Genomic DNA, 22,581 nt, shown 5'->3' on the forward strand with positions numbered 1-22,581 from the left:
CTCCTTTTTTGTTGGTTATCAATAGATGTCTTTAGTTTTTAACAGCATTCTTTTTTACGGACTTTAAAAGACTTCTAAAGTTTTTCATAGTCATCATTTCAGTTGTAGGAGTGAAAATGGTTGCTTTCTGATCTTTATCTACAGAAACTTCCGAATACGCTTTTAAAGAATATATCTTTTTCATGGTTGTAATATCATAAACATCCATCATTGCAAAAGTTTCATTTTTCTTATATTCATACTGGGTTCCAATTGAATTGTCTAAACCGTTTCGTACCTTCATTGTGTAGATGTTTACCAGAAAATTAAAATCAGAATTGTTTTTCAATGTCTCAAGATCTTCACTTTCCGGCTCAAATGGAATATTATTTTGAATGAGGTTCCCCGCTTTTGCCATTTTTAAATCATACGCATTACCATTACTTAAATTTTGAAATAGCTGAAGAGTTTCTTTACTCATCATTTCCCTGTGGTGGGAATCTACCCCTGTTCTGATGTCATTAATCAACCATTTTTTGTCTTTAGAAAACACCAATGCTTTACTGTAAATGCCATAATCTTTCCTTACCGGATAATAGCATGACTGTAAAGCTATGAATAGAAAGATAAAGAAAATATATTTTTTCATGAATGTAACTCAATTATCTGATTAATACCTTCCAGGCCTCTTCAATTTTACTTTCCAGAAGTAACTTCTGGGCCTCAAGATGAATATTTTCATCGGAATGGAAGTCATTGGCAGGTAACACTTCTGTATTGGCAAGCATTCCCAGGTCATTTCCTGTAAAAACTTTGCTGTATTTTATAGCATCCGGCAGTAGATCAAATCCAATTCCTTTTGTTATCAACGGTTTTGGTACTTCAAAAAGACTGTTTTCATTGCTTCTGGAATACCAGTTGCTGCCCAAACGGGCTACCATATCCAGTTTTTTCTGATCCAGATTTCCGGCTTCATTTAAATATTCTTCTCTGATATGAATTTTCTGAACCTCGCAGATCACAAGGTTTCCGGCTCCACCCTGATCTCCCAATGATTTTATCTCTAAAACCTTACATTCAAAATTAACAGGACATTCTTCAATCAGTTTAGGTTGTACCAAATCTGCATCTTTCATCGTAAGGCCGGATTTGATAAATTCGTTAACTCCGGTTTCATATTCTGTAGATGCTAAAGAGATTTGCTGTACAATCGGGAAATTTACTGTTCCTATTACCACTTCCGGTACTTCATGAACATTTTCCAGCGTATGTTTGGTGGTATTATCACGTACCCGTCTTGAAGGTGAAAAAATCAGAATCGGCGGAACCGTACTGAACATATTAAAAAAGCTGAATGGAGATAAGTTACTGTTACCGTCTTTGTCTACAGTAGAAGCCAATGCAATCGGACGTGGTGAAACGGCTGTCTGCATAATAGTTTGTAGCTGTACGGAGGTTATCTCGGAGGGGATTACTGTTTTCATTTTTTTCTTTTGACACTTAAGTTATTTTAGTTATTTATAATAATACCTTAATGAGGGCACTTAAGTTTGAAAATCTCTGATTTTCATTCTTTAGGGAGTTCTTTAAATAATTTGGAAGCAAAGAAATCACAGCCTTCATGATAAATATTGGTAACATTGAAGTTAACTAAGATTGAGCGAGGTATTTTTAATAGATTCATATAATTCATAGTTTGGGCCTTATGAATCTGATGAATTTCAGTAACTGATTTTATTTCTAAAACAATCAGATCTTCAATCAAAAAATCACATTTTAATTTGCAATCTATATGGCTTCCTTTATATAAAAATGGTATTTCAAGCTCACTTTTATATTGTAAACCTATTAAATTAAATTCCTTTTCCAAACATTGATGATATGCATCTTCGTATAAACCCGGACCCGCCAGTTTGTGAACTTCTATACAAGCTCCAACAACTTTATAAGACAGATCATTAATGACTTTTTGAGTAATCATAACAGAGGAAAATGAAAATCGTAGGTTTTCAAAACTAAAGTGAACTTAATTTTATCATAAGTATCCTAACTTAAAAAACTAAAGTGTTTAAATAGTTATTAAACTGTTGGAATAATTTTACCGGAAACTTCTCCGAAACCTACTCGTATGCCATTTTTTTCAGCCCAGGCTTTCATCGTAACTGTATCATTGTCTTCAATGAATTTCCTCTCTTCTCCGTTGCTTAATGATATAGGATTTTGACCTCTCCATGTAAGCTCAAGCATAGATCCGAAAGATTTGGGATCACTTCCTGAAATGGTTCCGCTCGCATACATATCACCAACCTCAACATTACATCCGTTTACGGTATGATGAGCCAGTTGCTGGGTCATGTTCCAGTACATGTGCTTGTAGTTGCTTTCACAGATCAGGTTTTGCTCTCCGTTTTCAGGCTGGATATACACTTCAAGGTTGATATCGTAGTTTTTATCTCCTTCAAATTTTAAATAGTCTAAAACTTCAGGGTCCTGTACTGGAGAAGCTGTTCTGAATGGTTCCAGAGCTTCAAGGGTAACCACCCATGGAGAAATGGATGAACCGAAATTTTTAGCAAGGAATGGCCCTAGCGGAACATATTCCCATGATTGAATATCCCTTGCAGACCAGTCGTTGAAAATAACCATTCCGAAAATAGCGTCTTCGGCATCTTTAGTAGAAATGCTTTCTCCCATCTCCGTATTTTTGTTGATGATAAATGCCATTTCCAATTCGAAATCCAACTGTTTGCACGGACCGAAAACAGGTTTATCTGCATCTGCAGGCTTCATCTGACCTTTAGGGCGGTTAATTTCTGTACCGGATACGACAATTGATGAAGCTCTGCCATGATATCCTACCGGTAAATGTTTCCAGTTGGGTAATAAAGCATTTGCCGGATCGCGGAACATTTTTCCAACATTGGTGGCATGTTCGATGCTGCTGTAAAAATCCGTATAGTTAGGGATGTGTACCGGCATCATCATTTTCACTTTGTCAAGATCATAGAATGCTTCTTCGATTGTTTTCTGATCTTTAGACAATGTGGATCCCTCCTGCAATAAAGCCTGGATTTTAGATCTGACAGCATTGGTAACCGGTTTGCCCAGTTCGATAAATTCGTTGATGGTATAAGCCTCAAACACATTATCATCCAGTCCTTCGATATCTTCAAAATAACCAAGATCATAAAGGGTTGCAAGATCAATGACCTGGTCACCAATCCTGGTACAGCATCCGATATATTCTTTATTAAAGACTGCAACTCCGAAGGGGATATTATGTATAGAAAAATCCGAATTTGAGGAATAGTCTACAAATGATTTCATAAGTTTAGATGTTAGTTAGATTAATCATCCTGAGAAGCTGTTTTTCCTTCAGGATACTTATTTTGCCTTGCCTGAATAAGATTCTTCATCAATCCATCGGTCTTTTGTATTGACATCAATAAGATAGAGAATATCTTTTTGCTTCGTTAGCAACAAAGTTTTGGTAACAGGCAGCGGAATTTTTTTATCCTCCAGTTTATCTGCCCGCAGGGAAATAATATTATTTTTCCTGATAATATCTCCGGTAAAAACGTTAGAACTGCTTTCTCCGGTAGCTTTATCATCGAAAACCTCTACATAGGTGGCATTATTTCCTTTAATAATAATAAAATCTCTTTCCGTATGATCTGCCTCATCTTTGATGAAAACAAACTTTTTGTTGTCAATATTTACGCTTTCAAGATTCTGATTAATACCTTTTCTTTCTTCAAGTCTGTTTAGAATCTCATTAAGAGTTCCATATTGGGCTTTTAAGCTCAGGCTTCCAAGGAATACAATTCCGATTAAAAATTTTCTCATATACTGTGTTTTATAAAAAAGTTTTGTCAAGACTTTGGATCCTGACAAAACTTTATATGTAATGTTAAATTAAAGATTTCCTCTTCTTTCCTGTTCTCTTTCCAGCGCTTCAAATAGCGCCTTGAAATTTCCGGCACCAAAACTTTGTGCACCATGTCTTTCAATGATTTCGAAGAACAGGGTAGGACGGTCTTCTACAGGTTTTGTGAAAATCTGTAATAGATATCCTTCCTCATCATGATCAATAAGTATACCTAACTCCTGAAGTTTTTTAAGATCTTCATCAATATGACCTACTCTTTCGGGAACCATATCATAGTAAGCCTCTGGTGGAGCGGAAAGAAACTCAACACCACGTTTTTTTAATTCGCTTACTGTATGAATGATATCTTTCGTAGCTACCGCAATGTGCTGTACACCTTCACCTTCATAAAAGTCAAGGTATTCTTCCACCTGGGATTTCTTTTTTCCTTCTGCAGGCTCATTAATAGGAAATTTAGCATATCCGTTTCCATTGGACATTACCTTAGACATCAGTGCAGAATATTCTGTATTGATCTGTTTGTCATCAAAAGAAAGGATATTTACAAATCCCATTACTTTTTCATACCATTCTACAGTAGGTAACATTCTGTTCCAGTCTACGTTTCCTACACAGTGGTCTACATATAATAATCCTGCTTCTTCAGGATTGTAATCGCTTTCCCATTTTTCATATCCGGGCATAAAGGCTCCGTTATAATTTTTTCTTTCAACAAACATGTGAACGGTTTCTCCATATGTATAGATACCGGACATTTTTACTTCACCATATTCATCAGTCAAAGTTACCGGCTCCATATATGGTTTTCCACCTCTTTTTGTTGTTTCTTCAAAAGCAGCATAAGCATCATCTACCCAAAGTGCCAAGATTTTTACTCCGTCACCATGCTTTTTTACGTGTTCGTTGATAGGAGAATCAGACTTAAGGCCGGTAGTTAATACCAATCTTATTTTTCCCTGCTGGAGAACATATGAAGCACGATCTCTTACGCCTGTCTCAGGCCCAGCATAGGCAACAGACTGGAAACCGAAAGCGGTTTTGTAATAATGAGCAGCCTGTTTTGCATTTCCTACATAAAACTCAATATAATCAGTACCATTAATTGGTAAAAAATTCTCTGCTTGAGCAATTTTTTCGGCAAATGTAAGTGTTGACATATTTTCTTTTTTACTTTTTTTTATTGGTATGCAAAATACAAAAATCTCAGAGATAGGGAAAGGATAAAAATGAAATCCTCGTATTTATTTAACATAAAAATAAAGAAAAGTTTACTTAAGTATATTTAAGTTTATTAAATTCAGGACTCAGCGACTACTTTTGTAATACAAAAGACAAAGTGAAAAAAAAAGTTTCGAACATGAAAGCCGCAGGAAATTTTCTGCGGCTTTCTTATTTATATAGTTCCGATTTTTTTGTTTAAAATTCCGGCATCAGGATTGTAATTATCCCATATCTTCCAGCTGTCATTTATTTTCCGGATAAAATAGATCTGAGTAGTAAGCTGGTTTACAAAATGTTCTTCTTCCGTTTCTCCAACTTTAAACAGAAGATTCCAGAACTCCTGGGATTCAAGTATTTTTTTGTCGGGCTCATTCGTAACGATATGAATGTCAAATACTTCATAGTTGGAGCGGTTGTTTCTTGTTACCAATTGAAAATCTTTGTCACACAGCTCTTTACTGAATTGTGATGCTCTTTCTAAAAATGGTGAGTCATCTATTACAAGATCTTTAAAAAGATGGGTGTTATGTTTGGGAAACTGTTTATAAAATTCAAAAGCAGTGGCACAATAATCATACACGATCTGTATTACGGATGACTGATCATCTGCAGCCTGTTCCTCTTTTTTCTTGTCTTTTACGGTAAGAATATAATCGTTAAGATCTTTATACCCGAGAAAAATACATATCTTATCAAGAGTTTTTAAAAATCTTAAGTCACTGTGGGTTTTATCGTGATAATCATTTTCAAAGAAACGTTGTAAAGTTACGTGAGAAATTGTATTTCCTATTTCAAATTTTTTGCCTCCCTTAAGTTCTTCAGCTTCAGATAATTCTTCTTTAATGATTTCGGAAAGAATAATATAATGGCTTCGTTTCCATTCATTCACATTCCCCAAAACAGAATTTCTTACCTTTGAATGCTGTGCAACTTCTTCTCGTATCGAATTGTATATTGTTTTCAATTTCCATGTTTTTGAAAGAGTTTTATCAAAAATACTGCCAAAATATTAATACTTTTTTATGATTTGGAGCTCAGAAAGCAAAACACTGTTTCTCGGAAATGTAAATATTGACCTAAAAAATTATTAATCTGATCATTAATGTTTAAACCTTTCAAATGCAGCTTTTTCCAGCATTTCCCTGTCATCAGGATGGGCAATACTGATGAGTTCCTGCGCCCTCTGACGTAGATTTTTACCATACAGATATGCGGTACCATATTCTGTAACTACATAATGAATATGTCCTCTGGTGGTAACAACACCTGCTCCCTGTTTAAGGTAGGGAACAATTCTGGAAACTCCCTTTTTGGTTCTGGCGGTAATCGCGATGATAGGTTTTCCGTCATCACTTAAAGCTGCGCCACGCATAAAGTCCATTTGTCCTCCGATCCCGCTGTATTGCAGCGTTCCGATAGAATCGGCACAAACCTGTCCTGTAAGATCTATTTCAATAGCAGAATTAATGGCCACCATTTTTTTATTTCTCATAATATTTATGGGGAAATTAACTTCACTTACATCCCTAAAGGCAAACACGGTGTTATCATCCACATAATCATAGAGTTTTCTGGTTCCGAAGCAGAAGCTTGTAATGGTTTTATTATCGTTATAACCTTTGTATTTATTGTTGATTACATCATTTTGAATCAGGTCAATAACACCATCACTGAGCATTTCCGTATGAATTCCGAGGTCTTTATGATTGGTAAGGCATTTCAGTACTGCATCAGGAATAGTTCCGATTCCCATCTGCAGAGTGGATCTGTCTTCAATGAGTTCGGCTACATTTTTTCCAACGAGCATTTCTTCAGGACCTACCTTTGAGCCATAATCTACTGTAGGAAGTTCCTCTTCATGCCATACCAGTTTATGAATCCTGCTGATGTGGATCATACCATCACCATGTGTTCTTGGCATTCTCGGATTCACAACTGCCACAATGATTTTTGCTGTATCTACAGCTGCTCTTGCAATATCTACGGAGGTTCCCAGTGTACAGAAGCCATGTCTGTCCGGAGGAGAAACGGTAACCAGTGCTACATCCAGAGGTAAAATGTTTTTTCTGAATAAAATAGGAATTTCACTTAGAAATACCGGGACGAAGTCTCCTCTGTCGGAATTTACAGCATCACGTACAGGGGTGGAAACAAATAAAGAGTTGATGAAAAAGCTGTCTTTGTATTGTGGTTTTGCAATTTCCACATTTCCTTGCTGGGTAATGGAAACCATTTCCACATTCTGCAACCGGTCAGACTGTTTTGCCAGTTCATCAATCAGATAATTAGGAGTACAGGCACTTCCGTGAAAAAAGACACGATTTCCGCTTTTTATCGTATATATTGCTTCTTCTGCGCTGATGTAATTATTCATATCTTATCTTTTTTAATAGTGTTTTCCACCTCATAAAAATATCTCTCTTCTTTCAAAGATAATCTTTATAATAATATCCTTTCCAAATATTTTAAAGATATTAAAAGACTTTTATCATGTAGAGAAAACCGGAATATTATGAAAGAGAAAGGACCAAATGCATGGGCATTCAGTCCTTTTTATTTGATGCTTATTAATTAAAATTTTAATTAACTGTTTCAACAGCTGTTTTCTGCTTCATACTTCCTGTTTCAGAGAATCTCAGGTGCCAGCTGAAAGCTTCTTCAAGCAAATGAGGGGTGTGGCCGCCTCTTTTGCATGCTCTGTCAAAATAGGATTGCAGTTCTTCCTTATAATCAGGGTGAACGCAGTTATCAATAATTTTCTGTGCTCTTTCTCTTGGTGCCAGCCCTCTTAAATCAGCCAGTCCGACATCTGTTACCAGGACATCAACATCATGCTCAGTATGATCTGTATGAGACACCATTGGAAGGACATGGGAAATATTATTGTCCTTTGAAGCCGCCTGAGTCACAAAAATACTTAAGTAGGCATTTCTTGCAAAGTCTCCTGAGCCACCGATCCCGTTCATAATTTTTGTTCCTCCGATATGGGTAGAATTTACATTTCCATAAATATCAAACTCAATAGCAGTATTGATTGCTATTACTCCCAATCTTCTGATCAGTCCTGGAGTATTGGAAATATTCTGAGGTCTTAAAACGAACTTATCTTTATATTTTGAAAGGTTTCCTAAAACTCTTTCATAGCATTCCCTGGAAACAGTAATGGAAGATGCAGATGCAAAGCTCAGCTTTCCGGAATCGATCAGGTCAAAAGTACTGTCCTGAAGCACTTCTGAAAACATGGTCAGGTCATAAAAATTGCTGTCCCTGAATCCTGTAAGAACAGCATTGGCAACTTTACCAATACCAGCCTGAAGAGGAAGCAGGCGATCGGTAAGACGCCCTAAACGTACTTCATTTTCAAAGAAAGTAAGAAGGTGTCTGGCAATGGCTGTTGTTTTTTCGTCCGGTTCTGCAATATCTGCAGGGCTGTCTTTACGGTTGGTAAAAACAATGGCTTCTATTTTATTCGGGTCAATGGGAATGCTTTTTCTTCCGATTTTGTTCCATGGGGCTACAATGGGAATAACATTTCTGTAAGGATAATTTTCTGCCTGGTATATATCATGGATTCCATAAACTTCTTCGGGAACTTCTATGTTGATTTCAATAATGACTTTTTTAGCCAGAGCGGCAAATGTTACTGAGTTTCCTACAGAAGTGGTAGGAACAATACTTCCGTCTCTTTCAATATAAGCGGCTTCAATAATAGCTACGTCAATGTTTTGTAGGTTTTTGGTGTGAAGAAGCTCGGCACTTTCGCTTAAATGCTGATCGATGAAGAGAATTTCGCCGTTGTTGATTTTGTTTCTTAGGATAGGATCTACCTGGAAAGGCATTCTTTTCTTTAAAACATTAGCTTCTGCCAGTTTCCCATCGGTACCATGTCCCAGTGAAGCCCCTGTCATTAAAGTAACTTTAAGATCTTCTGTTTTTCCTCTTTCTGCAAGTGCGGGCAAAATAGCCTTGCTGTCACCTGCTTTTGTAAAGCCGCTGGACCCGATGGTCATACCGTCTTTAATGATTTTTACTGCATTTTCCGCGGTGGTTACTTTGTCGCGTAGACTTTCTAATCTGATTCTTTCTAACATGTAATATTGATTTTGTTTTAAACCACCATTACTTAGGATGCGTCATGAAAAATAATGATGGTTAAATATGTTAACCATACCTCACAAATTTACGAAAAAAGACGCTTTAAATAAAGGATTTAAAGCGTCTTTTGTATGTATTCAGTAATACTTTTTGAGATTTATTCCAGCCAAGAAGTTTTATAAGAAGGATCTTCCACTTTTAAAGCTTCTTCTGTAATTTTTAAAGGACGGAAAGGGTCTACCATTACAGCATATTCTTCTGTGAATTTTTTACCGATACTTCTTTCCATAGCACCTGGGTGAGGTCCGTGTACAATTCCTCCGGGGTGAAGCGTGAAATCCATCAAATCAATATGATTACGGCTCATAAAATCACCTTCTGTGTAGAACAATACCTCATCAGAATCAATATTGGAGTGGTTATAAGGAGCAGGAATAGCCTGCGGGTGATAATCATACATTCTTGCGCAGAATGAGCATACTACGAAATTGTGTCCCTCGAAATTCTGGTGAACCGGTGGCGGTTGGTGAATTCTACCGGTAATGGGTTCGAAGTTTTTAATATTGAATTTATAAGGATAAAAATATCCGTCCCAGCCCACTACATCAAACGGGTGTGTTGCGTAGATGAAATCTGTAATCTGGTTTTCTTTTTTTACTTTAATCAGGAATTCTCCTTTTTCGTCAACGGGTTCTTTGAAAGTAGGAGCAATCATGTCTCTCTCACAGAATGGAGAATGTTCCAGAAGCTGGCCGAATTCATTTCTGTATCTTTTCGGAGTATAAATAGGAGAGTGACTTTCCAGTACGAAAAATACAGTATCATCAGATTTTAGTTCTACCTGATAAATGGTTCCTCTCGGAATAATAAGATAATCGCCGGTTACGAATTCAAGATCTCCTACAAATGTTTTTAAAATTCCGGCTCCGTTATGAACGTACAAAAGCTCATCACATTCCGCATTTTTGTAGAAATAATCCATCGATTTTCTTGGTTTTGCCAATCCCATTTTCAAATCATTGTTCATCAAAAGAATTTTTCGGCTGTCCAGGAAATCGTTTTCAGGAGTGACATTCATTCCCTTAAACATTCTGGGAGTAATGTTTTTTTCCACAGCGATTTTAGGAGTGACATCTTTCGGCTCACCGATAGATTTGATCTGAGTAGGGCGGTGGATATGATATAGCAGAGAAGAAATACCATGGAAGCCTTCCGTACCGAAAAGCTGCTCATAGTAAAATTTATCTTCCGGAGACTTAAAGATTGTATGCCTTTTTGGTGGGATATTTCCCGATTGATGATATCTCATTTTACTTTCATATGTAGTTTCTCAAATTTAATCATTTTTCATGAATTGGCTCAATCTATATTTTTTAGCCAAAGTTTTGTATTTGAAAAATAATTGTTAGATTTGTCTAACAATTTTAATTTCATGAAGCGAATATTATTTTCTATTACTTTTTTATCATCATACTGTTTCGCACAGGAGACGGACAGTTTGAGTTTACAAAGCATCAAACAAGACTCTGTGAAAGCTGCAAAAAGTAAAATCAAAACAAGTAATATAGAGGATGTAGTGGTGACCGGTACTATAAAACCCATGAGCCGATCCAAAAGTCCGGTGGCAGTAGAGATTTACAGTCAGAAATTTTTCCAGAAAAATCCGACGCCCAGTATTTTTGAAGCGATTGCTATGGTAAATGGGGTAAAACCTCAGCTGAATTGCTCCGTATGCAATACAGGGGATATTCACATCAATGGTTTGGAAGGACCTTATACGATGATTCTTATTGACGGAATGCCGATTGTGAGCTCACTTTCCACGGTATATGGACTGAGCGGAATTCCAAATAGCCTGGTGGACAGAATAGAAGTAGTAAAGGGTCCTGCATCTTCTATCTACGGTTCTGAAGCGATGGGAGGGGTGATCAATATTATTACCAAAAATGCTTTGACAGCTCCTAAACTGAGTGTTGATATGATGACCAGTACCTGGAGTGAAAATAACCTGGATCTTTCCACCAAATTCAAAGTAGGAAGGAATGCAGCTTCATTATTAAGTTTAAATTATTTCAGTTTTCAGGAAAGAATAGACCAGAACAAAGATAATTTCACAGATGCCACCTTACAGAGCAGGATTTCGGTTTTTAACAAATGGAATTTTAAAAGAAAGGAAAACAGACAGGCAAGTTTTGCCATGAGATATCTGTATGAAGACCGCTTTGGCGGAGAAATGCAATGGAATAAGTCCTTCCGCGGAAGTGATGAGGCATATGGAGAAAGTATATATACCAACAGAGCAGAGATTTTTGGTTTATATGAATGGCCCATGAAAGAGCATATTGTGACTCAGTTTTCTTATAATTATCACGACCAGAATTCGTTTTACGGATCCAATCCGTTCAATGCTACACAAAAGGTAGCTTTTGTGCAGACCTATTGGGACAGAAGCTTCGGGAAACATGATATTACAGCCGGACTTACTTTCAAAAGAACTTTTTATGATGACAATACTCCGGGAACATTAGCGGCAGACGGGATTACCAACGAACCAATGCGATCTCCGATCTTGGGAGCCTTTATCCAGGATCAATGGGAGATCAATGATAAAAACACCTTATTGCTGGGATACCGGTATGATTATGATAAAGTCCACCATTCCGTACATTCGCCAAGGTTTGCATGGAAATTTAATCCTAATCCTTATCACACCTTACGTTTTAATTTTGGAACAGGTTTCAGAGTGGTTAACCTGTTTACAGAAGATCACGCTGCATTGACAGGTTCAAGGGAAGTGGTAGTAAAATCAGACCTGAAACCTGAGAGATCTGTCAACGGAAACCTGAATTATATCTGGAAAATTCCGGTTGGGAACCGTATGCTGAATCTGGATGCTTCTGCATTTTACACTTATTTCAGCAATAAAATTGTTGGAGATTTTGATTCAGACCCTGATAAAATTATTTATGACAATCTTCACGGATATGGAATTTCAAGAGGGGCTTCTTTGAATGTGGATTTTAGTTTTAAGTTTCCTTTGAGTGTCAATGTGGGAGTAACCTATCTTGATGTCTATCAGAAATTTGATGATGAAAATCAAAAAATACAACAATTACATGCCCCGAAATGGAGTGGTACTTATAATCTGACTTATAAGTTTCCAAGCAGCCTGACCATTGATTTTACAGGACAGTTCTACGGACCGATGAGGCTTCCTGTCCTGGTGAACGACTATCGCCCTGAATATTCGCCATTCTATTCTTTAGCCAATATTCAGGTTTCCAAGAGTTTCAAATCAGGATTTGAAGTGTATTGCGGAATTAAGAATCTATTCAATTTCAGACCTAAAGACCCTTTGATGAGACCTTTTGACCCATTTGATAAATATGTGGATGATCCTGTCAACAATCCTAATCATTATACTTTTGATACAGCATACGGTTATGCACCGATGCAGGGGATCAGAGGTTTTCTGGGAGTAAAATATACTTTGAAATGAAAAAATCAGCTTTATTTTTAATGTTAGTGCCTTGTTTTTATCTGTCACAGATGAAGACAGGCACTTTTTCTGATCTTGAGGTTCAGCAGAAAGAAAATCCCAAGCCGGTTGTGATCCACCTTTATACAGACTGGTGTGCGGTCTGTAAAATTGAATCTTATCATTTGAACAAAGATAAAGAGCTGGTTACTATGATGAATGAACATTTTTACTTTGTCAATTTCGAGGCAGAGAAGACCAAAGAGAAAATTCATTTCCAGAATCAGGATTTTGAATATCTGCAGAATGGGAATTCAGGAATTCACGAGTTGGCATTGGCTTTATCAAAGAATAAGAATCAGCCTGTTTATCCTTTATGGGTGTTTTTAGATAAACATCAGAATCTGGTGTATTATCAGGAAGGACAGATGACGCCTGAAAAAATGAAGCAGAAACTAAAGGAAATTTCTGCTTTGTAAGGTGTCCTTTGTTGGGAAACGCAAAGGCGCTAAGGTATTTCTTTTTAATCTGTTTATAAGACGCAAGGATTTTTATCTGCGATAAAATTATATGTTCCTAATACTAGGTTAATCTTTGCTGAAAGTCTTTTTTATTGCCCCATAAGACAACTTCTTGTTATTTTTTCTTTGCGTCTTTGCGTTTTCCAACTTTAAAAGTCTTTTTATTTCCCACAGATTACGCAGATCTCTGTAGAATTTGCTGCATTACATGAATTTTTATCTGTGGTATTTGTGTGATCTGTGGGAAATTCTTTACTATTAAATTTTTGCATCAATCAAAATCGCCAGCTGAATGCAAGGCTCGTCAGAACGGTTGCTCCATGCATGATTCGTTCCTCTTTGGATGACAATGTCGCCCGGTTTCAAAAGCGTTTCACCTTCTTCCATGATCAGATACAGCTCACCGGAAAGGATAATGATATAATCCAACGTAAGAGTCTGGTGCATCATCGGATGAGGTTCGTTTTTTTTCCACTTTACGCCTAAATCTTTATCCGGAGGAACTACTACATACCTAAAATAAGTGCCGTTTTTAGGTGTTTTCGGAAATCCCGTGTTAGGAATTCTGGCTTCAAAGTCTAAACTTGCCGGCATGGTCTGGGTATTCCATACATCTGAAATAATTAGACCCGGAAAATGTTCTACAGCATTTTCCACCGGTAAATCTTCAATAATGACGGATTTTCCGTCTTTCATTCCTGTAACGATGCGTCTTGGTATTTTATTCATCATTTTTCATGATAAGTTTATGACCTTGGGTCTGGTTATTTTTTAACATAGAATGTGCTTTCATAACAGTTTCCAAAGAAAGATCTCCAACTATTTTATGTTGGGGAGGAAGAATGGTTCCGTTTTCAATAAGTCTTTTTATTTCCAGTAAACTGTTTTTATAATAGTCATATTTTTTATTCATACCATAAGTGTAATTGGAGATATTCATGATTAAAGTTCCTTTGTTGAATAATGTTTCATGAGCATCTTTTGTTACCAAAGCAGTAACATCTACATACATACCGTTGATTTTTAAAACTTCTGCCGTTACTTCTGACATGTAGTTTCCTACGAGATCAATTCCATATTCAAATGGGTCGTCATTATTGGCTTTCAGAATATTTCCAATAAGATTTTCTTCTTTATAATTGATGATTTGATCACTTTTTAATCCTAAATTAAGAAGCATCTGCCTGTTTTCTTCACTGCCAGCGGTTGCCGTGATCTTTCTGATATTATAAGCTAATAAAAGTTTAATCAGGAAAGAACCCACGCCTCCGGCTGCACCTGTAACAAGGATTGTATTTTCCGGATTTAATTTCAAACGGTTAAAGATCTGTAAAGAAGTAAGCCCTGCTGAAGGAATGGCAGCCGCCTGTTCAAAAGAAATATTTTTTGGTTTAAAGGAAACAATGGCTTCAGGAACAGCAATATATTCAGCATAAGTGCCGTTGCTTCCCATGGAACCGCTGCCACAATAGACTTCATCTCCAATATTGAATTCTGTAACTTCTGAACCTTTATCCACTACAATTCCGGATAGTTCTCTTCCTAATATCGGGGAACTGATGAGTTTTCTTTCCAGTTCATTTTCCAGCATCTGATAATCGATGGGATTGAAACCGCTGGCTTTAATCCGGATTAAAACTTCATTGCTTTTGGGTTTTGGCTGTTCTGCAAATCCGTCTTCCAGTTTTCCGTTTTTATTTAAAATAACTGCTTTCATACTTTAAAATTTGATACACAAATGTAAAACGGGAATAGTTTATATTTGCTATTAGTTAACCAATGGTAACTAGTTACCTTCATGAAACTATTATGGCAAAGATCATTGAAAACGGTATCGAAAGAGAGGCCAGCTGCACCGAAGAATTGTTCGCGATGCGGGACAGTCTCGATGTTTTAGGAGGGAAATGGAAACTGATGATTTTACGGTATCTGACCAACAGACCGGATCAGATGATTCATTTTAAAAAGCTGGAACGCAGTATTGAGGGAATCTCTGCAAAAATGCTGAGCAAAGAATTAAAAGAACTGGAAACCAATCTACTGATCACAAGAACTATTCAGGATACAAAACCAATTACAGTAACGTATGCGGTGACGGAATATGGAAAAACTGTATTTCCTGTGACGGAAACTTTGGTGAACTGGGGATTACTTCACCGGGAGAAGATCAAAGAATCCATGAATACTTCGGAACAATAGATCCAAAAAATCCTCAGACCGGACTAAGGTTGAGGATTTTCATACTATCAAAAAGTATCTTATTGTAAATTTTTATTTAGCCATGACTGTACAAGCTCAGCGTGATCTTTCACCCATTCTTTTGCGGTGGCTTCTTTATTTTTACTCTGTTCCATTTTCATTAAAAGATCAGACATGTTTTCATCATCAAAATGAAGTCTTGAAAAGAATTTGGCCAGTTCCGGATGATCTTTTGAAAAGCTTTTCCTTGAATAAGTCTTAATCTGTTCCGCTTCACCATAAATCTTTTTGGGATCATCAAGAAACTTAAGTTTCATTTTCCCAAACATCCAGTGAGGCTGCCATCCGGTTACCACAATCCATTCTTTTCGCTGTATGGCATTCTGTAACTCGGTGATCATGGCAATGGTAGACGAGTTGATCTGATGATAATCCAGTTTATAATCAATAATTGCTTTATCCGTTCCGGTGGTTAATCCGGCTCCTTTTTCAATTCCTATAATTCTATGATTGAATTGATCTTTATACTGATTGAGTTCTTCAATAGAGTGAACAGGGATGTACTCCGGAACAACCAATCCTATACGGCCGTTGTCGTAATTGGTTCCCAGATGAACTAATCCCGGAAATTTGGCCAGTTTTTTAGCATGAGTATAAGGAAGCCAGACGCCCATGAAAAGATCTGTATCTTCATTATTCATTGAAGCCAGGATCATATCTGTAGAGGCTTTTTGAATAATGACATGATATCCCTGCTCATCCAGAATGGCTTTAGCGACATGCGTCATGGCAACATCTTCAGCCCAGCCATCTACCATTCCTATAGTGATGTATTTAGAGTTTTTTATGTTTTCACACGAATGTAATGCTGCCAATATCAACATTAAAACAGGAAAAAAAAGATATTTTAATTGTTTCATTTTATTGCTTTTTCTTTACAAATCCCTGGGTAATACGGTCCAGAATAATGGCTAAAATCACAACGGATAAACCACTTTCAAATCCTAATCCGATATCCAGATTATTAATTCCTTCCAGTACTTTCTCTCCTAATCCGCCTGCTGCAATCATTCCTGCGATCACAACCATGGATAAGGACAACAATATGGTTTGATTAATCCCTGTTAGAATCGTTTTCATTGCTAAAGGAAGCTCTACTTTAAACAGAATCTGACGGCTGGTTGCTCCAAAAGCCCTGGCTGCTTCTACAATATCTTTCGGAACAGCTTCAATTCCCAGTGTCGTTAATCGTACTGCTGGCGGCATTGCAAAAATGATGGTTGCAAAAGCACCGGGTACTTTACCGATACTGAAAAACAGCACCGCAGGAATAAGGTAGACAAATGCCGGCATTGTCTGCATCAGATCCAGTAAAGGACGAATAATTTTTGCAGCTATTGTGTTTTTTGCGGCTAAAATTCCCAGAGGGATGGAAAAGATAAGAGCAGTAATGGTGGATACAAAAATAAGAGCCAGAGTTTCCATGGTTTCTTTCCATAATCCCATTAAAAATATTAAACTAAGACCGGCTGCCGTTACCACAGCAATAGCTTTTCCGGCTTTCCAGAGTGCAAGCAGCGTAAAAAAGAGAATGATGACATAAAAAGGAGTGTTCGTTAACACCCATTCAATCCCCATAATAGAAGCGTTTCCCAGGTATTTTATAACATCAAATACAGGCTTTCCGTTTTCCGTGAGCCAATTGATTGCAGTTTCTACATATTGACCTATATCTATAGTTTTATTCATCTTATTGGTTGTTTGCAATTTCTTTTAATTCTATGATCTCTTCTTCGTTAAATTTGGTAGCTTCTATGACAAGAGACAGCTGGGTCACAAGTCCTAAAAATTTATTGTCTTCATCGATTACGGCGATGGCTGATTTGCTTCCGGAAATCAGTGGCAGCATTTCTTCTACAGTCACTTCAGGATACACCGATGGGACATTACTATTGATAATGGATTCTACAGTAGGTTCTTTCTTTTTGGCAATACGTACAACATCATTAAGTGTTACAAAACCAAGAAATTTATTCTGAAAATCCACGACAGGTAAGTTTTCCAGACCTGTAGTTCTCATTTTTCTTAGGGCTCCTTCAGGGCCGTCTTTTCTGAAACGCACTACAGTAGCTTTATCGAACATTAAAGATCTGGCAGTAATAATGGTTTTACGATCTACTTTTTCTACGAAGGCTTTTACATAGTCGCTTGCGGGATTGGTTAAAATCTCTTCAGCTGTCCCTATCTGTTCAATGACACCATCTTTCATAATGACGATACGGTCACCGATTTTAATGGCTTCGTCCAGGTCATGAGTAATGAAGACGATGGTTTTCTGTAATGTGTTCTGCAGTTCAAGCATCTGATCCTGCATTTCAGATTTTATCAGTGGATCAAGTGCAGAGAACGCTTCATCCATAAGCAGGACTTCAGGATCATTCGCCAAAGCTCTTGCTAATCCAACTCTCTGCTGCATTCCTCCTGAAAGTTGAGAGGGATATTGATTTTCAAAACCATTTAAACCGACAATATCTAATGCTTTTTGTGCTTTTTCATCACGGGAAGCTTTACTTTCACCCCTGATTTCCAGACCGAAGCCTGCATTGTCTAAAATGGTATGATGAGGAAGCAATCCGAATTTCTGAAATACCATACTCATTTCCGTTCTTCTTACTTCCAGCAGTTCTTTATTATTTTTACTGGTAATATCATCATCATTGATATATACTTTTCCTGATGTGGGCTCATTCAATCTGTTAAGACAGCGCAATAAAGTGGATTTTCCGCTTCCTGACAATCCCATGATTACAAAGAATTCCCCTTCATAGATTTCAAAACTGGCTTTATTGATACCTATGGTGCAGCCTGTTTTCTCAAGAATTTCCTTTTTGGAAAAGCCTTTGTCCAGAAGTTCCTGTGCTTTTTCTTTGTTTTTGCCAAAAATAATAGTCAGGTCTTCCACTTTAAGTTTTACTTTTCTAGCATTTTCATTTTTTTCCATATTCAGAATTTTTCAATTAATAAATGATATAAAAAACTGTACACCAATTTATTATATACGTTTAGCTTTAGTTGTTCTGCTGATGATGGTAGGATAAAATAATTTGCTAAGCTTATAATGATAAAAGCTTTTAACAAAAAAATAATGCATAAGAACTATAAGGTTCTATGTATATTTTAAATATTTCAATAGATTATACTCTAGAAAAAGAGTGTATCCTGTAAAAGAAATTAATCTTTTACATAGATTCTACAATTAAATTACTGATGAGGTAATTACAGATATGTGTACTGAACAACTTGAATTTCTGCATTACATCGGAATGCAGACCGTCATAAAACGGTATATTAATTTTTATGACGTTGCAAATTTACGAATTTTATATTAAATGGATTTTTATGAGTGTAAAGTTTTGATTTTCAATATTTTTCTGAATGGAACTTCAATATGATTCTCATCTTATTATTAAAGTAAGAAACCTTTACCAGTGAGATTATTTCAATAAAACAGCAATAATAGCAAGGATTGCAGGTAAAGCCTGAACGAAAAATATTTTTTTAGTAGCAGAAACAGCTCCATAGATTCCGGCTATGGCAACGCATCCTAAAAAGAATAAAGCTACATTTGTTTGCCATTGAAGATCTTTAATCAATAGTGACCAGATCAGCCCTGCAGCCAGAAAGCCGTTATAAAGTCCCTGATTGGCAGCCAGTCCTTTGGTAGGTTTAAACATGTCTGCAGGTAATGCAGCTTTGAAGACTTTCTTCCCTTTGGTTTCCCAGGCAAACATTTCCATCCAGAGGATATAAAGATGTTCCAGTGCAACGGCAGCGATCAGAATTTTAGCAACGATTTCCATGATTAAATATTTTTCTCATTGTAAAACTAAAAAAATAAAGTTAAGTTTGAGTATTAATTCTTACAATGGACCCATTCAAAGCTCATTTAAATAAATTCATTACGGTAACTGATGAGGAGTATACTTCTATTGTATCATTTTTCACTGTTATGGAGGTAAAAAAGAAACAGACCCTGATGCTTGAAGGAGAAATATGCCGGAATATGTATTTCGTGGTGAAAGGTTGCCTGAGAAAGTTCTTTATCAATGAGAAAGGAGTAGAGAACACTACTCAGTTTGCTATTGAAAACTGGTGGATTACAGATACGTTTGCTTATGAGAGACAGCAGCAGACGGATTTTAATATTCAGTCAGTGGAGCATTCTACTATTTTAGTGATTGATTTTAGAAATCAGGAGTTATTGTTTGCAAAACATCCTGCAATGGAGCGTTATTTCAGAATTATTTATCAAAGGGCTTATGCAGCTTCAGAAAGAAAACTTCGCTATCTGTCAGAGTTTTCAAGAGAAGAACTGTATATACATTTCAGTACATTATACCCATGGTTTATTCAAAGGATACCCCAATATCTTGTAGCTTCTTTTCTGGGGTTCACACCGGAATATTTAAGTGAAATTAAATCAAAATTACGTTCTTAAACCAGTTTAAGTTTTTTACGGATCAGAAGCCGGAAATTTGTCATGTGATTAAAACCTAATGCAATGACAGATACTAAAAATCAATTTCCACAGCTGTTTTTAAGACTGGCTCTTGCTATGACAATGCTTTCTGCTGTTGCAGACCGGTTCGGATTATGGAGCAAAGAAAATTCGTCATGGGGAAATATGGAAAGCTTTAAAGAATATGCAAGGCAGCTGACATTTTTTCTTCCGGAAGCTTTGAGTACGTTTTCGGCATATGCGGCTACCTTTTTGGAAATTCTTTTCCCTTTGATGTTGATTTTTGGATTTAAAATCAGAATTGCATCTTATGGAAGCTGTATTCTGCTGCTGATTTTTGCGGTGTCCATGACCATTGCTTCAGGGTTAAAAGCTCCATTAGATTATTCTGTATGGGTAGGAAGTGCTGCTGCGCTTTTACTAGCTGTACAACAACATTATTCTTTAAGTATAGATCAACTAACCAAAAAATAATAATATTATGAGTGCAAGATTGAATATTGCAACAGTAGATTCAGCAGCTTACAAGGCGATGCTGGGATTGGAAGGGTATTTACAGACAATTTCCTTAACACACATTCAGAAAGAATTAATTAAGATCAGGGCTTCGCAGATCAATAAATGTGCTTTCTGTCTTGATATGCACACAAAAGATGCTATCAAATACGGAGAGAGCCCTCAAAGAATCTTCATTCTTAACGGATGGACAGAAGCAAAAGAATTTTTCACGGAAGAAGAGCAGGTGCTGCTGGCTATGACAGAAGAAATTACGCTGATAAGCGACAAAGGGTTAACTGAAGAAACCTATCAGAAAGCAAAGTCATTCTTTGATGATAACCAGATTGCTCAAATTATCATGGCGATCATAACCATCAATGCCTGGAACAGAATTGCAGTGAGTACGCATCTTCCGATTGCAAAATAGTGAAGTAATAAACGGGGAGATAAAAATTGAGAAGCCCGCATAATTTACGGATGCTTACTTTTTATAAAACGGCCTTTCAATTTTGAAAGGCCGTTTTATAAAAAGATGAAAAGTGAATAGTTCCCGATTGGTATTAATTCTAAATAAATCTTAATGGGTAAATATTAAGTTTTGTTTTCGGGATTCTTCACTGATTTGTTTGATTTATGGATTTTTTCTTTTGAATGGTCCTTGTGGGGCAATAATCTCAAGATTGGTTCCGTCTGGATCGCGAAAATAGGCAACAGCGGTTCCGTATCCGGACTTTAATCCGTCGGCTTCCTCGAAAACAATTGGTTCTCCATCAGGTTCTACGCCGATTTCTTTTAACCTCTGCATGGCCTCATCAATATTATCTACTTCAAAACACAGGTGCATAGCGCTGATCTGGTTGTTTGAGTAAGATGCCTGTTCAGATTCAGGAACTACATATTCCAAGATATCAAGGTTCAGATTATCCAGATGAAGATTGGCAAATTTGATCCGGGTATCATTCAATCCCTGGGTTTTAGCCATTCTTTCTCCTCCTATTATATCTATATTAGAAACTTTTGTTCCTGTCAAAGCTTCGTAAAAGGCAATTGATTTCTCTAAATTCTTTACTGTGATCCCAACGTGGTTGGCACGGGTGAAACCTTTTGTAGTATTTTCCATTGTTTTAAATTTTGTAATTGATATGAAAAGTATCTTAGATTCGGATCATTAAATTACATATAATTCTCTTAAAACTGAATAAGAAACTAATAAATCGCAACAGGATTTACATTCACCTGAGTAGAACCCACATATAAAGGCTGCCCCAGCACAAATAAAAACTCCCATATTTTTTGCTTCACCAATGGACGGCTGTCAATCAGTTCCAGGTTATAGATCCCCTTTTTTGCCAGCATAAACTGGTTGATTGGAAATTCTTCTTTACTTTTTGGATTTGGATATACTTCAGAAGCCCAGGTGTCCCCGCCAAAAGCTACGATTCCCTGATCGGCAAGCCATTTTGCGGCATCCATTCCGATTCCAGGCTCTGTTTCCAGAAATTGCTGGTTGTTTTTACCTATCAATTCAAGCCATCCGGTATTGAAGAGGATAACATCCCCTTTTCTTAACGTGAGATTTTGCTTTTTGAGAACGGATTTGATGTCTTCTACTGTAAATTCTGTTCCGCCAGGGACTATTGATTTCCCATAATGAGCAGTCATGTCCAACACGACACCGCGGGTTACGAAAGGAGGTACTTTTTCCACACCCAGTTTTTTTACTCCTTCTACAGTTACAAAGTCTGTTGCTTTATTTCCATTGTAGTAAGTATTATCAATACCAATATGCCCGATACCGTTAAGCTGCGTTCCTACTCCGGTCCATCCGTTGACCAGCTCGTCATTGAAAGTAAACTTATTGGGACCTATGCTTTTCCCGCCCTGCTCTCCGGGCTGAATATTGTATAAATTGAAACTTCTGTGTCTGAAAGCCGGAAGGTTTTTGTCGATAGGGACGGCCAGGGCCAGGGTTTTACCCTGTTTTACCAGCCCAAGAGCCTGTTTTACAACTTCAGGAGTCAATAAATTGGCGGCCCCTATTTCATCCTTTGCACCGTAAGCAGAAGGATACCAGGAATTATCTTCAGGGTTAACAAGGGTTTGAGCCTTTAATATAATACTGTTTATAGTCAATAGGGTTGCTAACCCGAATATTTTGACCAGATTATTTTTCATTTTTTAT

24 protein-coding genes are annotated in these 22,581 nt (G+C 36.9%); 6 read left to right on the forward strand and 18 right to left on the reverse strand.

Annotated features, from left to right (window positions below; translation table 11 throughout):
* Nucleotides 1-31 precede the first annotated feature (31 nt).
* The 10 genes from DRF59_RS09790 to DRF59_RS09835 form a co-directional block, all read right to left on the reverse strand.
* Entirely contained in the window at nucleotides 32-628 is a 597-nt protein-coding gene (locus DRF59_RS09790; RefSeq protein ID WP_115959153.1) for a hypothetical protein, read from the reverse strand.
* A gap of 13 nt (nucleotides 629-641) precedes the next feature.
* The gene (locus tag DRF59_RS09795) at nucleotides 642-1,463 is read right to left on the reverse strand and encodes a flavin reductase family protein (protein ID WP_115959155.1); all 822 of its coding nucleotides are present in this window, start codon (nucleotides 1,461-1,463) and stop codon (nucleotides 642-644) included.
* Between the two features lie 83 nt (nucleotides 1,464-1,546).
* On the reverse strand, nucleotides 1,547-1,960 hold the full coding sequence (locus tag DRF59_RS09800) for a GxxExxY protein (protein WP_115959157.1): 414 nt from the start codon (nucleotides 1,958-1,960) through the stop codon (nucleotides 1,547-1,549).
* A gap of 98 nt (nucleotides 1,961-2,058) precedes the next feature.
* On the reverse strand, nucleotides 2,059-3,306 hold the full coding sequence (fahA, locus tag DRF59_RS09805) for a fumarylacetoacetase (RefSeq protein WP_115959159.1): 1,248 nt from the start codon (nucleotides 3,304-3,306) through the stop codon (nucleotides 2,059-2,061).
* A 57-nt stretch (nucleotides 3,307-3,363) separates the two neighbouring features.
* A complete protein-coding gene (locus tag DRF59_RS09810) occupies nucleotides 3,364-3,825 on the reverse strand; it encodes a hypothetical protein (protein ID WP_115959301.1) in 462 nt (153 codons plus the stop codon).
* A 69-nt stretch (nucleotides 3,826-3,894) separates the two neighbouring features.
* Entirely contained in the window at nucleotides 3,895-5,025 is a 1,131-nt protein-coding gene (gene hppD, locus DRF59_RS09815) for a 4-hydroxyphenylpyruvate dioxygenase (protein ID WP_115959161.1), read from the reverse strand.
* A 236-nt stretch (nucleotides 5,026-5,261) separates the two neighbouring features.
* On the reverse strand, nucleotides 5,262-6,053 hold the full coding sequence (locus tag DRF59_RS09820) for a hypothetical protein (protein WP_115959163.1): 792 nt from the start codon (nucleotides 6,051-6,053) through the stop codon (nucleotides 5,262-5,264).
* A 135-nt stretch (nucleotides 6,054-6,188) separates the two neighbouring features.
* Nucleotides 6,189-7,463 (reverse strand): acetyl-CoA hydrolase/transferase family protein, encoded by a 1,275-nt coding sequence (locus DRF59_RS09825; protein ID WP_115959165.1) that lies wholly within the window; start codon nucleotides 7,461-7,463, stop codon nucleotides 6,189-6,191.
* A 205-nt stretch (nucleotides 7,464-7,668) separates the two neighbouring features.
* Nucleotides 7,669-9,180 (reverse strand): succinate CoA transferase, encoded by a 1,512-nt coding sequence (locus DRF59_RS09830; protein ID WP_115959167.1) that lies wholly within the window; start codon nucleotides 9,178-9,180, stop codon nucleotides 7,669-7,671.
* Between the two features lie 161 nt (nucleotides 9,181-9,341).
* The gene (locus DRF59_RS09835; RefSeq protein WP_115959169.1) at nucleotides 9,342-10,493 is read right to left on the reverse strand and encodes a homogentisate 1,2-dioxygenase; all 1,152 of its coding nucleotides are present in this window, start codon (nucleotides 10,491-10,493) and stop codon (nucleotides 9,342-9,344) included.
* A 123-nt stretch (nucleotides 10,494-10,616) separates the two neighbouring features.
* Here DRF59_RS09835 and DRF59_RS09840 point away from each other — a divergent pair, with 123 nt between their 5' ends.
* Nucleotides 10,617-12,683, forward strand: coding sequence for a TonB-dependent receptor plug domain-containing protein (locus DRF59_RS09840; RefSeq protein WP_185144917.1), 2,067 nt, complete (start codon nucleotides 10,617-10,619; stop codon nucleotides 12,681-12,683).
* Nucleotides 12,680-13,141: a thioredoxin fold domain-containing protein gene (locus tag DRF59_RS09845; RefSeq protein WP_115959171.1), complete on the forward strand. Its 462-nt coding sequence runs from the start codon at nucleotides 12,680-12,682 to the stop codon at nucleotides 13,139-13,141. The genes DRF59_RS09840 and DRF59_RS09845 overlap by 4 nt, the downstream gene beginning before the upstream one ends.
* A 300-nt stretch (nucleotides 13,142-13,441) precedes the next feature.
* Here DRF59_RS09845 and DRF59_RS09850 read toward each other — a convergent pair whose 3' ends face one another.
* Both DRF59_RS09850 and DRF59_RS09855 read right to left on the reverse strand, forming a co-directional pair.
* On the reverse strand, nucleotides 13,442-13,915 hold the full coding sequence (locus tag DRF59_RS09850; protein WP_115959173.1) for a cupin domain-containing protein: 474 nt from the start codon (nucleotides 13,913-13,915) through the stop codon (nucleotides 13,442-13,444).
* Nucleotides 13,905-14,900, reverse strand: coding sequence for an NADP-dependent oxidoreductase (locus DRF59_RS09855; protein ID WP_115959175.1), 996 nt, complete (start codon nucleotides 14,898-14,900; stop codon nucleotides 13,905-13,907). Before DRF59_RS09855 ends, DRF59_RS09850 begins: the two co-directional genes overlap by 11 nt.
* A 92-nt stretch (nucleotides 14,901-14,992) precedes the next feature.
* Between DRF59_RS09855 and DRF59_RS09860 the strand changes: the two genes are divergently transcribed.
* The gene (locus DRF59_RS09860) at nucleotides 14,993-15,382 is read left to right on the forward strand and encodes a winged helix-turn-helix transcriptional regulator (RefSeq protein WP_115959305.1); all 390 of its coding nucleotides are present in this window, start codon (nucleotides 14,993-14,995) and stop codon (nucleotides 15,380-15,382) included.
* Between the two features lie 59 nt (nucleotides 15,383-15,441).
* Here DRF59_RS09860 and DRF59_RS09865 read toward each other — a convergent pair whose 3' ends face one another.
* The 4 genes from DRF59_RS09865 to DRF59_RS09880 form a co-directional block, all read right to left on the reverse strand.
* Nucleotides 15,442-16,302: a glycine betaine ABC transporter substrate-binding protein gene (locus DRF59_RS09865; RefSeq protein ID WP_115959177.1), complete on the reverse strand. Its 861-nt coding sequence runs from the start codon at nucleotides 16,300-16,302 to the stop codon at nucleotides 15,442-15,444.
* Between the two features lies 1 nt (nucleotide 16,303).
* Nucleotides 16,304-17,131 carry an ABC transporter permease gene (locus tag DRF59_RS09870; protein WP_115959179.1) on the reverse strand — a complete coding sequence of 276 codons (828 nt, stop codon included), beginning with the start codon at nucleotides 17,129-17,131 and terminating at the stop codon, nucleotides 16,304-16,306.
* 1 nt (nucleotide 17,132) lies between these two features.
* The gene (locus tag DRF59_RS09875; protein WP_115959181.1) at nucleotides 17,133-18,383 is read right to left on the reverse strand and encodes a quaternary amine ABC transporter ATP-binding protein; all 1,251 of its coding nucleotides are present in this window, start codon (nucleotides 18,381-18,383) and stop codon (nucleotides 17,133-17,135) included.
* 493 nt (nucleotides 18,384-18,876) lie between these two features.
* Nucleotides 18,877-19,242: a DUF1304 domain-containing protein gene (locus DRF59_RS09880; RefSeq protein ID WP_115959183.1), complete on the reverse strand. Its 366-nt coding sequence runs from the start codon at nucleotides 19,240-19,242 to the stop codon at nucleotides 18,877-18,879.
* A gap of 65 nt (nucleotides 19,243-19,307) precedes the next feature.
* Here DRF59_RS09880 and DRF59_RS09885 point away from each other — a divergent pair, with 65 nt between their 5' ends.
* The 3 genes from DRF59_RS09885 (at nucleotide 19,308) to DRF59_RS09895 (ending at nucleotide 20,826) form a co-directional block, all read left to right on the forward strand.
* On the forward strand, nucleotides 19,308-19,880 hold the full coding sequence (locus DRF59_RS09885; protein ID WP_115959185.1) for a Crp/Fnr family transcriptional regulator: 573 nt from the start codon (nucleotides 19,308-19,310) through the stop codon (nucleotides 19,878-19,880).
* Nucleotides 19,881-19,943: 63 nt separating this feature from the next.
* Nucleotides 19,944-20,375, forward strand: coding sequence for a DoxX family membrane protein (locus DRF59_RS09890; protein WP_167456667.1), 432 nt, complete (start codon nucleotides 19,944-19,946; stop codon nucleotides 20,373-20,375).
* A gap of 7 nt (nucleotides 20,376-20,382) precedes the next feature.
* Entirely contained in the window at nucleotides 20,383-20,826 is a 444-nt protein-coding gene (locus tag DRF59_RS09895) for a carboxymuconolactone decarboxylase family protein (RefSeq protein WP_105702563.1), read from the forward strand.
* Between the two features lie 204 nt (nucleotides 20,827-21,030).
* On the opposite strand, the gene DRF59_RS09900 is transcribed toward DRF59_RS09895, so the two are convergent.
* The gene (locus DRF59_RS09900) at nucleotides 21,031-21,519 is read right to left on the reverse strand and encodes a VOC family protein (RefSeq protein ID WP_115959187.1); all 489 of its coding nucleotides are present in this window, start codon (nucleotides 21,517-21,519) and stop codon (nucleotides 21,031-21,033) included.
* Between the two features lie 86 nt (nucleotides 21,520-21,605).
* A complete protein-coding gene (locus DRF59_RS09905; protein ID WP_115959189.1) occupies nucleotides 21,606-22,574 on the reverse strand; it encodes a cyclase family protein in 969 nt (322 codons plus the stop codon).
* Between the last annotated feature and the right edge of the window lie 7 nt (nucleotides 22,575-22,581).

The organism is Chryseobacterium flavum (assembly GCF_003385595.1).
GTDB classification, from domain to species: Bacteria; Bacteroidota; Bacteroidia; order Flavobacteriales; family Weeksellaceae; genus Chryseobacterium; species Chryseobacterium flavum.

Excerpts from the sequence above, each read along its gene's own strand:
- DRF59_RS09790 (WP_115959153.1), bottom strand. The coding sequence starts at position 628 with ATGAAAAAATATATTTTCTTTATCTTTCTATTCATAGCTTTACAGTCA.
- DRF59_RS09795 (WP_115959155.1), bottom strand. The coding sequence starts at position 1,463 with ATGAAAACAGTAATCCCCTCCGAGATAACCTCCGTACAGCTACAAACT.
- DRF59_RS09800 (WP_115959157.1), bottom strand. The coding sequence starts at position 1,960 with ATGATTACTCAAAAAGTCATTAATGATCTGTCTTATAAAGTTGTTGGA.
- fahA (WP_115959159.1), bottom strand. The coding sequence starts at position 3,306 with ATGAAATCATTTGTAGACTATTCCTCAAATTCGGATTTTTCTATACAT.
- DRF59_RS09810 (WP_115959301.1), bottom strand. The coding sequence starts at position 3,825 with ATGAGAAAATTTTTAATCGGAATTGTATTCCTTGGAAGCCTGAGCTTA.
- hppD (WP_115959161.1), bottom strand. The coding sequence starts at position 5,025 with ATGTCAACACTTACATTTGCCGAAAAAATTGCTCAAGCAGAGAATTTT.
- DRF59_RS09825 (WP_115959165.1), bottom strand. The coding sequence starts at position 7,463 with ATGAATAATTACATCAGCGCAGAAGAAGCAATATATACGATAAAAAGC.
- DRF59_RS09830 (WP_115959167.1), bottom strand. The coding sequence starts at position 9,180 with ATGTTAGAAAGAATCAGATTAGAAAGTCTACGCGACAAAGTAACCACC.
- DRF59_RS09835 (WP_115959169.1), bottom strand. The coding sequence starts at position 10,493 with ATGAGATATCATCAATCGGGAAATATCCCACCAAAAAGGCATACAATC.
- DRF59_RS09840 (WP_185144917.1), top strand. The coding sequence starts at position 10,617 with ATGAAGCGAATATTATTTTCTATTACTTTTTTATCATCATACTGTTTC.
- DRF59_RS09845 (WP_115959171.1), top strand. The coding sequence starts at position 12,680 with ATGAAAAAATCAGCTTTATTTTTAATGTTAGTGCCTTGTTTTTATCTG.
- DRF59_RS09850 (WP_115959173.1), bottom strand. The coding sequence starts at position 13,915 with ATGATGAATAAAATACCAAGACGCATCGTTACAGGAATGAAAGACGGA.
- DRF59_RS09855 (WP_115959175.1), bottom strand. The coding sequence starts at position 14,900 with ATGAAAGCAGTTATTTTAAATAAAAACGGAAAACTGGAAGACGGATTT.
- DRF59_RS09860 (WP_115959305.1), top strand. The coding sequence starts at position 14,993 with ATGGCAAAGATCATTGAAAACGGTATCGAAAGAGAGGCCAGCTGCACC.
- DRF59_RS09865 (WP_115959177.1), bottom strand. The coding sequence starts at position 16,302 with ATGAAACAATTAAAATATCTTTTTTTTCCTGTTTTAATGTTGATATTG.
- DRF59_RS09870 (WP_115959179.1), bottom strand. The coding sequence starts at position 17,131 with ATGAATAAAACTATAGATATAGGTCAATATGTAGAAACTGCAATCAAT.
- DRF59_RS09875 (WP_115959181.1), bottom strand. The coding sequence starts at position 18,383 with ATGGAAAAAAATGAAAATGCTAGAAAAGTAAAACTTAAAGTGGAAGAC.
- DRF59_RS09880 (WP_115959183.1), bottom strand. The coding sequence starts at position 19,242 with ATGGAAATCGTTGCTAAAATTCTGATCGCTGCCGTTGCACTGGAACAT.
- DRF59_RS09885 (WP_115959185.1), top strand. The coding sequence starts at position 19,308 with ATGGACCCATTCAAAGCTCATTTAAATAAATTCATTACGGTAACTGAT.
- DRF59_RS09890 (WP_167456667.1), top strand. The coding sequence starts at position 19,944 with ATGACAGATACTAAAAATCAATTTCCACAGCTGTTTTTAAGACTGGCT.
- DRF59_RS09895 (WP_105702563.1), top strand. The coding sequence starts at position 20,383 with ATGAGTGCAAGATTGAATATTGCAACAGTAGATTCAGCAGCTTACAAG.
- DRF59_RS09900 (WP_115959187.1), bottom strand. The coding sequence starts at position 21,519 with ATGGAAAATACTACAAAAGGTTTCACCCGTGCCAACCACGTTGGGATC.
- DRF59_RS09905 (WP_115959189.1), bottom strand. The coding sequence starts at position 22,574 with ATGAAAAATAATCTGGTCAAAATATTCGGGTTAGCAACCCTATTGACT.